15 protein-coding genes are annotated in these 12,364 nt (G+C 34.6%); 5 read left to right on the top strand and 10 right to left on the bottom strand.

The window, feature by feature from the left end; genetic code table 11:
- Positions 1 to 479: 479 nt before the first annotated feature.
- The 7 genes from FTU77_RS15315 to mobQ form a co-directional block, all read right to left on the bottom strand.
- Positions 480 to 1,376, bottom strand: a complete 897-nt coding sequence (locus FTU77_RS15315; protein ID WP_180056154.1) for a reverse transcriptase family protein — start codon at positions 1,374 to 1,376, stop codon at positions 480 to 482.
- Between the two features lie 8 nt (positions 1,377 to 1,384).
- Positions 1,385 to 1,687, bottom strand: a complete 303-nt coding sequence (locus FTU77_RS15310; RefSeq protein WP_180056153.1) for a helix-turn-helix domain-containing protein — start codon at positions 1,685 to 1,687, stop codon at positions 1,385 to 1,387.
- An 86-nt stretch (positions 1,688 to 1,773) separates the two neighbouring features.
- Positions 1,774 to 1,950 carry a hypothetical protein gene (locus FTU77_RS15305; RefSeq protein WP_180056152.1) on the bottom strand — a complete coding sequence of 59 codons (177 nt, stop codon included), beginning with the start codon at positions 1,948 to 1,950 and terminating at the stop codon, positions 1,774 to 1,776.
- 614 nt (positions 1,951 to 2,564) lie between these two features.
- Complete coding sequence (locus tag FTU77_RS15300; protein ID WP_001125247.1) at positions 2,565 to 2,708, bottom strand: hypothetical protein; 144 nt, start codon at positions 2,706 to 2,708, stop codon at positions 2,565 to 2,567.
- Between the two features lie 20 nt (positions 2,709 to 2,728).
- Positions 2,729 to 3,283: a plasmid replication DNA-binding protein gene (locus tag FTU77_RS15295; protein WP_068912165.1), complete on the bottom strand. Its 555-nt coding sequence runs from the start codon at positions 3,281 to 3,283 to the stop codon at positions 2,729 to 2,731.
- A gap of 3 nt (positions 3,284 to 3,286) precedes the next feature.
- Entirely contained in the window at positions 3,287 to 4,231 is a 945-nt protein-coding gene (gene repM, locus FTU77_RS15290) for a replication initiation protein RepM (protein ID WP_068912167.1), read from the bottom strand.
- A gap of 632 nt (positions 4,232 to 4,863) precedes the next feature.
- Positions 4,864 to 6,618 (bottom strand): MobQ family relaxase, encoded by a 1,755-nt coding sequence (gene mobQ, locus FTU77_RS15285; RefSeq protein WP_373685828.1) that lies wholly within the window; start codon positions 6,616 to 6,618, stop codon positions 4,864 to 4,866.
- Positions 6,619 to 6,876: 258 nt separating this feature from the next.
- On the opposite strand from mobQ, the gene FTU77_RS15280 reads away from it, so the two are divergent.
- Both FTU77_RS15280 and FTU77_RS15275 read left to right on the top strand, forming a co-directional pair.
- On the top strand, positions 6,877 to 7,251 hold the full coding sequence (locus FTU77_RS15280) for a hypothetical protein (RefSeq protein WP_086322809.1): 375 nt from the start codon (positions 6,877 to 6,879) through the stop codon (positions 7,249 to 7,251).
- Positions 7,252 to 7,349: 98 nt separating this feature from the next.
- The gene (locus FTU77_RS15275; protein WP_130132665.1) at positions 7,350 to 7,970 is read left to right on the top strand and encodes a SinI family restriction endonuclease; all 621 of its coding nucleotides are present in this window, start codon (positions 7,350 to 7,352) and stop codon (positions 7,968 to 7,970) included.
- Here the strand turns inward: FTU77_RS15275 and FTU77_RS15270 are convergent, their stop codons facing one another.
- Positions 7,971 to 9,122, bottom strand: coding sequence for a DNA cytosine methyltransferase (locus FTU77_RS15270; RefSeq protein WP_130132666.1), 1,152 nt, complete (start codon positions 9,120 to 9,122; stop codon positions 7,971 to 7,973).
- Positions 9,123 to 9,340: 218 nt separating this feature from the next.
- On the opposite strand from FTU77_RS15270, the gene FTU77_RS15265 reads away from it, so the two are divergent.
- Both FTU77_RS15265 and FTU77_RS15260 read left to right on the top strand, forming a co-directional pair.
- Entirely contained in the window at positions 9,341 to 9,865 is a 525-nt protein-coding gene (locus FTU77_RS15265) for a hypothetical protein (RefSeq protein ID WP_180056151.1), read from the top strand.
- Complete coding sequence (locus tag FTU77_RS15260; RefSeq protein WP_180056150.1) at positions 9,865 to 10,632, top strand: caspase family protein; 768 nt, start codon at positions 9,865 to 9,867, stop codon at positions 10,630 to 10,632. The genes FTU77_RS15265 and FTU77_RS15260 overlap by 1 nt, the downstream gene beginning before the upstream one ends.
- 100 nt (positions 10,633 to 10,732) lie before the next feature.
- Here the strand turns inward: FTU77_RS15260 and FTU77_RS15255 are convergent, their stop codons facing one another.
- Positions 10,733 to 11,224, bottom strand: a complete 492-nt coding sequence (locus FTU77_RS15255; protein ID WP_120368311.1) for a hypothetical protein — start codon at positions 11,222 to 11,224, stop codon at positions 10,733 to 10,735.
- 12 nt (positions 11,225 to 11,236) lie between these two features.
- Positions 11,237 to 11,479 carry a tellurium resistance protein TerC gene (locus tag FTU77_RS15250; RefSeq protein ID WP_180056149.1) on the bottom strand — a complete coding sequence of 81 codons (243 nt, stop codon included), beginning with the start codon at positions 11,477 to 11,479 and terminating at the stop codon, positions 11,237 to 11,239.
- Positions 11,480 to 11,779: 300 nt separating this feature from the next.
- Here FTU77_RS15250 and FTU77_RS15245 point away from each other — a divergent pair, with 300 nt between their 5' ends.
- Complete coding sequence (locus FTU77_RS15245; RefSeq protein ID WP_227554280.1) at positions 11,780 to 12,139, top strand: DUF4829 domain-containing protein; 360 nt, start codon at positions 11,780 to 11,782, stop codon at positions 12,137 to 12,139.
- Positions 12,140 to 12,364 lie beyond the last annotated feature (225 nt).

Raw genomic sequence — 12,364 nt, 5'->3', positions numbered from 1 at the left:
GCATAACTCCTGTCGTGCCGCCGATCCTTGTGCGATTATTTATTTTTATTCTGCGGAACGTCCTGTTCTCTTATGACTTCATGATATTGAATACAAGGGGTTATGAATATCCGCAAAATCCCTAAATTCATGTGCGCTCAGGCGTACAAAATTGGTGGATTTTTATCCCAAGAGTTGTCCGCAGAAATTGGGGATAATTTAAGCCAGCGCTGTCTTGATAACGCAGAGAAAAATGACAAATTGATTAAATGTTGATCAATTTTATTGGCAAGAAGTATCAAAATTGCTCAAAAAGAAACCGACTTGTTTCCAAGTCGGTTTTTTGTGGTTTTTCAGGGGGATGAAAAATTTTTAACTATATGAAAAACAAAGATATTTTAAAAAGCATTTCGTATAACCTCTATTATGTTAAATAGACAGTGATTTGGTGGAAAAATCCAGTTTTGAAATTTCGAATAAGAGATTTTATGTTAAATATTTTAACTTACCTTTTTAAGATCCATCTTTATCTTTAAATTTTTGTTTATTTGAGAAAGATAAGCTAATCGACCATTGAAAATTAACTGATTTTGTTCATTTTCTGGTTCGTTTTTATAGTTAGCTTCATCTTCTCTTAATTTTTTTAATTGTTCATACTCGGGCTCAATTTGATTATTTTTTACAACTACTCCAGTGATCATCTTTGGACTATTCGCTTCAAAAAATTTAGTTTTTTTAGTTTTTATTTTTAAGCCATGTTTAGTAATTATTGTTTCAATATGAAACAAGAAATTTGCGTTAACTTCTTTTCCAGTAAATGCAAGATCATCAACAAATACTGTCATTTTACAGCCGCGATTATTCGCAAATCTGTGTAATTCATCGAACATCTTTATATTTGCAAAAAAGGCCAAGTTCATGCTGACCGGACTACCAGTAGGAATGTATCCCTTATAGGTTAATAAATTAGTTAGCAAATTAGCTACATCTGGACTTTGGTTCATACAATTGAAGAAGAAACCAAAAACTTTGTTAGATAAGGTTGAAGGAAAAAAATGTTCTATATCAACAGTTAATGTTTTATATTGACTGAGTAAATGATTTTTAGCATTTGTTATTGAGGAACGCTTTTTTCTACCCGAGTGTAAATAGTCAGGTAGTTCTATCCGTGATAGCAGCTTATTCACAAATTTATGTATCTTGTATAGAGCATCTTGGGGATATTGGACTTCTCTACCGCTTGAAACTTGGAAGCAAGAATAAAAATGATCATCCTGGAGAGCTTTTAAGTCCTGTAAAGGTAGATCCAATAGCGTAGCGAGTTTATTTTTAGATTTTAGGTTATATAAAATGCTTTGCTTTACCGGATAATTCTTATTTTTCTTCTTCTGAACCATTGGATAATTTAGCCGATTTCCGATTTCCGATTTCCGGCCCATTCTAATATGGATAAAAGTTTATTGCTTGCTAAAAGTTTAAACTTTTTAGAAATTTTTTCAGGGTTTTCAATGTTTTCTGAAAAATAAACTAATGTAGATACAGGCATATCAAAATAATTAGAAAAGTCTTCTAAGAAATTGTATGAAACAGATTTTTTACCATTTTCTAATTCTGATAAGTAAGATTTTGAGATATTTAATTCTGTAGCTAATTCAGTTTGTGATAAGCCATGGAAAACTCTAATTGCTTTTAGTGCTCGGTTAATCATAACGGTATCCCATATTTTTAATATAAATTAGCTTTAAGAGTTCACTTGAACCCCTAAATCGTGTGAGTTAACACACTTTTTGGGAGTCATTCATCCCCAAACAAACGCTCGATCCAACTGATAGCTCGTTCGATTCTGAATGCCCAATCAACAGCTTTGGAAAACGTCTTAAGCTTATTAGGTTTCCCTTCATCCTTTTCAGTTTTGTCATCGTTGTTGATTTGTTCAAGTGCTTGCTGATGCTTATTTGTTTTTTTGTCCATGTAGACCTCATCTCTAATTACGCCCTACGCGGAATTGCGTAGGGCCCGTCAGTAATTAAGAGCAGTATCAGCAAGATTTATTCTCATAAAACCCAGCCCCTTGCTGCGTCAGCAAGGGGCGTCCCCTCTTCCCAACAATAGGATCAAGAGAAACCTTGGGGGGCGGAATTGGTGGAAGTAAACTTCCTCGAACTATTGCTAGTTCAATAAGCAATTTTTAAATTATATAAACCAAAATTGGCAAAAAGCCTGCGTTGATTCAAATAACATTATTGCTAGACGGAAAATCTATCTATGAGTACAAATAATTAAAATTATTATATTAAATATCAAAAAATAAGCAATAAAAAGTTCGCAAATAGCGAACTTTTTATTGCTTATTTTTTAATTTCATATTAAAAAACTAGTCAGAATTGTGTAAATTATTCTAAGTTTTCCTAAAATTAACATAATACACCTTATACGAAATGCTGTATAATTATCCTTATAATTCAACACTGTAGTTTCTAGTTGATAGCCCACCTTCCCAAAGGTGGGTTTTTTTTATGATTTTTCACGTTCCACGCCTATTATTTAAGCAATGTTTCACGATTTTGATTAGCTCAATTGAATAATCAGGATGCCTGGTCTTTTTCTTTTTGGCGTTCATCCAGCTCTTTCTTCAGTGCCTTTTTATCCTGGTACGATGCAATTAGCATAATCGGGATCAGCAGCGGAGCCACAATAATGCCTAGGGCAATGTCTTTCAGTTTCGGCATGATTTCTCTCCCTAGATTGCTCAGTCATGATCAAAAACAGCATTTAGCACACGGCCAAATAATCCACGTTTTTTCTTTGTCTCATAATGCGTATTTGGTACGTGTTTTGGTGTTTCATTAGGGCGTGTCACCAATGTCTCATGGGATGTTTTAATTTCACTATCTCTATTATTATCAATAGTTTCACTTATTCCACTATTGTTGTCGCATGGTGCATCATTGGAATGTGTCACTGGTGTATCATGAGACATTTTTTCTTCAGACTCTTTATGCCCTAATAGCAATTGAAAGCGGTCTATTTGATCTAAATAGCGTTTCTCACGATCTTTGTATGACTCAATTTCCTTTTTCATAAAATCAACAAGCTGACGTAAATCAGCATCATCTTTAGACTGATCCACTTCTTGTTTTTGTTCATGCTTTTTGATCGGCTCTCCAAAGCATCGGATGACTTCTGCAATATCAAAAAGACCATCAGCGCTTCGAGATATACGCCCTTCTTTTATGGCCCTATATAGCGTAGAACGACTGACGTTAAAGCGGTTAGATACTTCACTTAGTGATAATTTAGCCATTTACTAAATCCTTTTATTTAATGGCATATATCCCACTTTTTTTAGGTATGGATATAGTTCTTTGATTTTTTCAGGATCGTGAAGCATCTCAGCAATACGAATAGCAAATTGTGGATAGCTTTCAGTTCCCTGGGAATACCGACCCATTTCCGGTAGCTCTGAAAGTTTATTGGCAAACATGTGGCGTTGTGCATCGGTCATTTGGGTAAAGAGATCTACCGTGTTTGGATCTCTTTCTGAAGGTATCGAATCAATTTTTTTATGCTTAAAAGTGAATGATAAGCCTGAGATAGATCTTCCTGTTTTGTACTGTTCGTATTTTACATGTATATCAGTCAGCTCATTGATTTGCTTTATGGCTGGTTCTAAAACACGACTTTTAAAATTAACCATTTTTTGATATTCATTCATCTCAAGTCCTAATTTTTCTCTGAACTCAGATAAAGAAATAACAGGTGTTTTTCCTACGTCTCTCCAAGCAATTAGAAACTCATATAGACGAATAGCATATTTGCTAGTTAGTTGCGCAACCTGTTTAAGTTGATAGCTCGTAAAGTGCTTTTCCAATCTTGTAATAAGAGGAACAACATCTGGTGCAAAGGTAACTTCTAATGTAGCAAGGTCATCAACATATGCAATTCGGCTAACCCAGCGGGATTTGACTACAATTTCTTTGTTTGTATCTTTATGAATTTCCTTAAAAGAGAACTTTCTTTCAAAAAGATTATTAACTGCATTTTTTAGAGCGTTATACGCAGCTTCTTTGGTGACATCAAAGCGAGAAGCATAATCAGAAGCATGGATTTCTAATTTACTGTCGGATGAGATCCCTTGGCCTGTTTCTCTTGCTCTTATTATTGATAAAAGGATAAGCCGTTGCTCGGTTACTTCGAGATTATAACTGGCATTAATTAAGGCATTATCTTTTACTACTAAGTCATTTTTCATAAGACTGCATAGGTTATAAGTGTTATTAAGACTACATTAGCATTCGATGTAATCAAATGCAAAGAAATTGTAGTCTTATGACAAAGAAATTGTAGTCTTATGACAAAGAAATTGTAGTCTTATGACAAAGAAATTGTAGTCTTATCCACCTTGAAAGCCTTGCAAACAAAGGTTTTCAGAGAGTCTAAAAGCATTAAAAACTTTAAAAATAATTAAAAGCCAAGGTAAGGAAAAATTGCCCTTGGTTTTCGCTACGCTCAAACTCTATTGAACTTCGCTTTCGCTCAGTTCGTAGGGGCAATTTTTGGCTTAAAATTTCGTGACTTTTAAAAAAGAAAAGCAACTAGGAATTCGCTTCGCTCATGAGCTTTTTACTCGCTTCGCTCGACATAAAGCCATCGTAATCAGTTCGCACCCATTCGGGATGCTCTGATTCTGAGTTCTTGATACACAGGGGAGCCTGTAATCAGGGAAAAACAGGTGAAAAAATTTAGATCCCTGTAGTTCGCTCGTAGACACTCGCTAAATGCTCTCATTTGCGATTTAAGAGTTTTTTCTTAACTCAACTATAAATCTACTGTGGTTTAGCAAAACATCGCTAAAAACCCTATTTTTTTGCGTTTAAACAGCATTCACCAAGGTCGGTAATCGTTGTTATTTTCATTTTCTGGTTTTTTAGGCTCGTTTTTCTGCTGTTTTTCCAATTCTTGGCGTTTTAAAAATTCCAAATGTTCTCGTTCGTGTCTTTCTTGTTCATAGCGTTGTTCTTTTTGCTCTCGTTCTTTACGTAATTGCTCTCTAAATTCACTTTCTCTGCGATCATTTTCAATTCTTCGTTGCCGATCTACTTCCGCTTGGCGTACTTGCTGCATTCTTTCTTGTTCAATTTTGAGATCATCTGCCCGTTTTGCTTTAAGGAGGGGACTCATATCATCATTAAAATCATGTAGGGTATCGAATGAATGAACGTACTCTCGTTTTAGCTTCTGCCAAAACGAGGGTTTTATCGTTGGTCGTTCAATCCCATTATTTTCCAGTATCTCTGAGCATTGGCCTAAGCGCTGGACAACATTCTCAATATCGTATTCTTTAGCAAGTTGTTCGACCTCGGTTGCGTATTCTCTCCAGTTCTCATTTTTTGCCTGTTCTACTGATTTTTCAGTCGCATAAAAATCAGGTTTTTTTATATCTCTGTAAGTATGATGATAAGAGTCATAAAACAAATTATTGCTATGTAGGTAAAAATCGCTTTTGTTTTCTGCTAACCATCGTTTTGTCTTGGTGAGATTTGATTCAATCTGCTTTTGATTATCAGCAGCATTGCTTTGAATGGTGTAAAACTGATTGGCAAATTCTGCATAAATATCTTGGCACCGGATGAAGTCATCATATGCGTTGTCGATCTGTTGAACCTGTTGTTCTTGCAGGCGTTCTTCTTCTAGATTGAGATTTACTAATTCTGCTAAAAGCTCTTTTTCTTCTGCTTCGGTTAACTGAAGTTCGTTTTCCAGCTGGGTAATCTGATCTTCTAATCGACTTGGAACAATAATTTCTTGATCAAGGCCCTTGATGATCTGTTGGTATTCTCGTGCAGCATCTAAATTTTTGGCTTTGATTGCATCATTTTCAAGTGCAATTCTTGGTAGCACAATTTCAGTGTTACGTTCTTCAAGCGGTCTTTTTTGTTCCTCGTCATATTGTCTGCGAAGTGCTGTAGCTTCATGCCCTTCATGATGGGTGGGTTCAAGGAAACCTAAGCCTTGATCTTTATAACTGCGGTGGTCGATGCGTTCATCTAGTCCAGCATTTTCCAATACTGTGTTTACAACATTGGCAAAAGTTGCTCGGCTGTCCTTCAGGATCTCGGGACCATGGTCGTTGAAGATTCTTTGTTTTTTGCCTAATTCGCCTTTGTCATTCACGACTCTGGTCGTGAACATGATGTGGACATGGAAATTTTTATTATTGGTTTCATCATCATGATCATGTGGTGCATGAATACAAGCATCGACAATCACATTATGTTTTTTGACAAAGTTAGAGCAGAAATCATCAACGATTTTTATGCGTTCTGCATCTGTTAATTCATGTGGTAAAGCACAGATATATTCTTTGGCGAGTCGTGCATTGGCTTTCATTGAGCCATTGGCATTGAATTCTTTTTTTTCTACTGTATTCCAAAGTGTTTGACGGTCTAAAAGTTTTGTATTGGTATGTTCTGGTGCATAAATATTTTTGTATGCAAGTCCCTTTTTTTTAGTGTAGTCCTGAGTCTTTCCAAAAGTCAGATCCTCTAATTTTTCACAGGCACGATAAGCAGCACAAGCAACGGCTGAACGTCCGTCACTTCGTGAGATGTTGCTTTCATTCAAATGAAAAATTGCCACTTTAAAAACCTAAATTTCTGCATACCGTGGTTTTGATTTTTGCAACTTTGAAAAAGTTGCTGACCATGCTAAAGCGAGGTCATGGGGTACAGGGGTTTCCCCTGTCGCAACGTCCACTTTTGAATGAAATGATAAAAGTGGGTAAGTGCGCCCTTCGTTTCACTCCGGGAAAACTCCGCTTCGCTACGTTTGATATTGCTCGCTTTGTTTTTTGACTCTATGATGATGTTTGATTATTGATCATCACGGTTTAATACTATGTCAGATATTCAAGAAAAGAAAGATGCAGTTTTAAAGAAGCTCACTAAAGCACAGCAGAAGAAGTTATCTCTACAAGAGCAAATTGAGTATTTGAAAAAAGAACAAGAGCAGATCTTAGAACAGGCAAAACAGAAACAGAATGAGCTTAAACTTAAGCAGCAAAAACTTTTAAGTGAAGCCAAAGCTCAAGAACGGAAAAATGAAACTAGACGGAAAATTTTGCTTGGCGCTTGGGTTTTGAATAAATTTAAAAATGATGAATCTTTTAAACATCAATGGGCTGATTTTGAGCAGTTTTTAAGTGCGGAAAGTAAGACAGAAGAAAATAGACAGAAAGATAAAGAGCTTTTTAATGATCTTTTTAAGGGATAAGTTCTAAATTTCATATAAGAGATTTTATGTTAAATAAATGGCTTTTCTAGCACTAAAAGTTTTTTATTATTAAGATGTTGGTTTTTTGAGATCTAAAAATGTTTGATCCAAAATTCCAAATCTTACTGAAATTTCTTCAAGATAATCCTGATCGACTATCCAGTAGAAGTAAAAGTCTACATTTAGATTCTGATGAAGGTATAAATGCTTTGCATGAATGCTATGTGAGATCTAAAGCACAACAACTTACCTTATCAAGACCGACAACTATTCCTGATACAGCTGTAAGTGTAATTCTTCAGCAGTGTTGCAATTTTACAGAAGCACAAACTGAGAAGATCAAAGTTGAACACCAGCTATCTATGTCAGCAGAAAATTTGGTTGGTGCATTACTAGAGCGATATATAGCTCAAGCCCTTGAACCACATGGCTGGGTTTGGTGTGCAGGAGACTTTGTTCGAGCGATTGATTTTATTAAATACAATCAGTCGACAAAATTATGGGAAGCAGTCCAAGTCAAGAATAGGGATAATACTGAAAACTCTTCATCTTCGGCTATTCGTCAGGGTACTACTATTGAAAAATGGTTTAGAACGTATTCCAAACCATCTAGCAGAAGAGCAACGAATACAAATTGGGAGAATTTTCCTGAAGCAGAGTTCCGAGATCAACTAAGTGAGGAAGGTTTCTTACAATTCATTAGAGATTATTTAGCCTAATCATTTCTTTTGGAAAGCTTTTTTCCAATCTTTTTCAGTTGTAAATTTATAACGAGAGAAAGGAAAGCCTTCTGGTGGCTGTATATCATTGCCTTGATCGTGATTAATAATCGTTTGTGCAATAGCATAACCTAGGTCACCAGGTACGGCATTTCCAATTTGTTTGTATTGATCTACTAATTTCCCAGCAAATTTCCACTGATCAGGAAATTGTTGAATGCGAGCATATTCAGCTACGCTTAATGGTCTATCTTCTTCTGGATGTGCTAGATCAGTTGCTGGCATTGTTGGGCTAGTAACAAGTGTTGGACTAGGTTTGTTCCAGTCTAAACGTCTTAAGAAACCTGTTTTTCCACCACCTAGATAATATGATTTTCCCATAGCTTCTTTCTGAAGATCTTCGGGTAAATTTCTCCAATTTTCACCTGATTTTAATAGGCGATAATATTTAAGCCGTTTTTCGGGGAATACTGCACAAGCTTGATTTTGTTCTGGCGTTAAATCACTAATAGCATCTCTGAGATTTTTCCACGGTTGGAGTCCAAATTCAGCATTTTGACTATGTGTTGGATTCAAATATGGTGCTTTAGAACCATCAGCAGAAGCAATAATTACGACACGCTCACGAACTTGCGGTGCTCCATAATTGGCAGAATTATATAGGTTAAAAGAAACACCATATCCTTTAGCTTCCAAGAATTGGACAATGTATTCTAGCGCTGTACCTTTTGCATCTTTTAACGAGATTTCATCGTGGTCTGATGGTCTGTAAACAGCTGATAGGAGTCCTCGGACATTTTCTATGACTATATAACGAGCTTTTAGCTCAGTAGCTATTTGAAGATAGTGAATAAATACATTACCCCGTTCATCCTCAAATGAGCGTCTAGCTCCAGCTGTTGAAAATGCTTGGCATGGTGGACCACCTACAACTAAATCAATCGTATCTTTGTCTGATAATCCTAATTCTTGAAGAATATCTTTTGCTGAGTAATTTCGAATATCACCTAATAGTGGAACATTTGGCTGATTTAATGTGATTGTTTCCTGACATTTTTTGTCAAATTCACAATACATCAAAGGTTTAAATCCAGCTCTTTCTAAACCAAGATCTAGACCTAAAGCACCACTAAAAAAACTGAGGTAATTCACATCAGCATCCCATAAAAACAATGGTGGGATCATACTAAAAATATAATCTCAGGTCCACTACTATGTGATTATTTTTCTTTATTTGATTGAGAAAGAACCGATAAGGCTAATTTTACAGAAGTGTTTCTGCGGCTTAATTTGTCGTCTAAAACTTAAGTTATATCAATGATTAAAATTAAAAATGTATAATGAAAAAATGACTTTATAAGAGAATAATTGTGGACGTTAATTGTGTTCCTGAAGTAGTTACTGGAATTGATTGGTCAAAAATATGGCCTGCTTTGTTGGGTACTATTTTATCTGTTGTTGTATCGGGCATATTATTTTTTATCAAAAATAATATAGATAAAAATATTAGGGAAGAAAATCAAAGGAAATCTGAATTAGATATTCTAGATAAACAGCTTGATGATATTTTAAAAATAGCTATTTCATATCCTTATCTTGAAACGAAAAAATTTTGTGAGACATGGGACGTGAAGAAAGCTGAAGAAGGTGAAAATATTGATAAATATCAGAGATATAATGTTTTTTGTAATTTAGTTTTTAATTATCTTTCACGTTTAGCTGAACATTGTGACTATGATTTGGAATGTATTCAGAAGCAGCATATTAATATGAAAGAATGGGTTAGGTTACACCAAAGAAATTGGCAAAATCCCCTGAATGATCCCAATGAAAATATTGATAGTTATGATGAAAAATTTGTAGCTCTTGTTAATAAATGTCTAGGAAAACATTGATGAAGAAAAAAGCAATAATTATCGCTAACCAAGATGGAAAGTTAACAGGTGTATCTAAGGATATTGAACACATCCAAGAGTTTTTAAAAAGTATTCCCGGAGGGGCATGGAATACTGATGAAATTGAATTACACATAAATCCTTCTTTATCGAGTTTAAGACTTTCGTTAGCAATAGATAAATTAAGCAAATATGATTATATGATGGTGTTCTTCACTGGTCATGGAGGACATAAAAGACAAGAGACTTATGTGCAAATTAACAATGATAAGCAATTAATAGCACAATCTGAGTTAGAAAATTTGTGTAACAAACAAATTAATATTTATGATTGTTGTCGTAGTGAAATTGAAGAGCTTAAAGAAGCAAGAGCTTCTCTCTCTATGGATAGCTATAGTTTTTCAGATTCATTACGTTTGAGTCGTATTCAAGCTAGACAAATATATAACAATCAAATTGAGAAGGCTAAACCCCAACAATTAATTTTATATTCTTGTTCGTTAAATGAATACTCACAAGATGAAAGCTATGGAGCTTTGTATTTAACCAATTTGTTGAGAGATGCCAATAATTTTACTAATTGTGAATATTATGAAAAGCGATTTAAAGTAGCTTTAGAAAGCCATTTGAATGCTGTTGAACGAGTAAAAAAAGATAATAGGGATAGAAATAATCCTCAGAATCCGGATTATAGGGCAACGCGTTTTCCAAATATTGAAAATTATTTAATACTTAGCATTAACCCTGAAAGTTATGTTCATCGTTAAATTTTTCTAAAATTAACATAATACATGTTATACGCATTTTAAAAATGGAGCATAAGGCTCCATTTTTATTGAGTTTTTTTAATTTTTATGTCTGTAGGAATTACTCAGTATCTGTATAAGAAACCACTAAATCCATGAGTTCTTCTGATGGCGTACTGCAAAATTCACGTATTCTTTCAGCCACAGTTTCAGCATTTGTAAATTCTTCATCAGCATAGTTGTTGAAGTCAAAAAGAACCTCAGCCATACCAGTTGGAAGATTCAACCCTGCTTGCAAAGCATCATAAGAATCGATAGCTGAGTTACCTTTCCATTTCACAATAGCCATAGTGTATGGCGTGCTTAATGGGTTATTCAGATGCTCTTTTGTGATATCTAAAGTGTCCATATAGAATCCTGCATCCTTCCACTTTGGCAAAGTTACAGCCCATCCAATAGCACAAGCAACAGTCTTACAGTCAGTGACAAGTTGTTCATCACTTACGAAGCCTACTGAGTCCTTAGATGGTCTTCTCCAAGTACAAATATCAAATCTATTGGGATCTAGTTTTTCTAAGAAATCCGCTAATTCTAAAAGTAAATCTGTACGCATAATTTATTGCCTTTAATTATTCTCAATTAGGTTATTTGCATGTCTTCTTTTAACTTCATTGATGATTTCTTCAGGAGACAGGTCTAATTTCTTTAAATTAGCTATCAGAGTTACTGTAATTGCTAAATTCAGGGGAATAATACCGGCACTCTTATAATTGGTAATCGAATTGGGATTCATGCCAAGTAACGTTGCAAGATCCTTAATTGATAAGCCCATTTCTAGCAATTTAATTTGAAGCTCTGTGTAAGTCATACAGTGACTCCTACCCTTATTATTAGCAATATAACACATAAAAAATTTGAATACACATTGTTTATGTGTTTTTAGGGCGGACACTTTAAATGGTTTCTAACACTCAAATTTCGTATAACAGCCATTATGTTAAATAAGTGCCTGACTTTATTGATAAGGTTAAACATTAGCAGTTAGAAAGGGTTTTCAAAAAGAATGGTAAATCGCCCAAAAATTATAAAAGTAGGAATTTTGCTTGTAGGTCTATGTTTAATTCTGATCTTTAATTCATATAAACAGAAATTGAATTATGACAATGAAATGGCAAAACAGACAACGATACTTTTCTTAAATTCACTTGCTAAACATGATCGAAAATCAGCAATCAAATATGTTTGGCCTGATGCGCAATTATATGAAGACTTAAAAAGTCCTGAAAGATTTCTTTCTTTCAAAGACTCAAAAATTTTAGAAATAATAAGAATTAATGATGATTCAGCGGAAAGTAGACCTGAGTATTATCAAGAATTTTATAAAATTATTTCAGTGATGGTAAAAGTTAAAGTCGTGCATATAGATGATGCTGGCAGTCCAGTAGGTGACTATATTTTATTTATTACTCTTGTGAAAAAATCTCCTCAATCTGATTGGCTAATTACAGGATTGGGTAGTGGGCCTTAAGCTAATAATTATTTATTTTCCCTAAAATTAACATAATACACGTTATACGAAGCTCCAAAAATGAGCTTAATCCAATGATTTAAAATATTTTTTTAATAAAAAAAGCCCGACATCCTGTCGGGCTTTTTCGTATTGGTTCGCTTGGCATAACTCCTGTCGTGCCGCCGATCCTTGTGCGATTATTTATTTTTATTCTGCGGAACGTCCTGTTCTCTTATGACTTCA

It is taken from the genome of Acinetobacter sp. YH12142 (assembly GCF_013418435.1).
Classification (GTDB): domain Bacteria; phylum Pseudomonadota; class Gammaproteobacteria; order Pseudomonadales; family Moraxellaceae; genus Acinetobacter; species Acinetobacter amyesii.
Note: the sequence above shows the minus strand (reverse complement) of the source record. Positions and strands in the feature narration are given on the sequence as shown.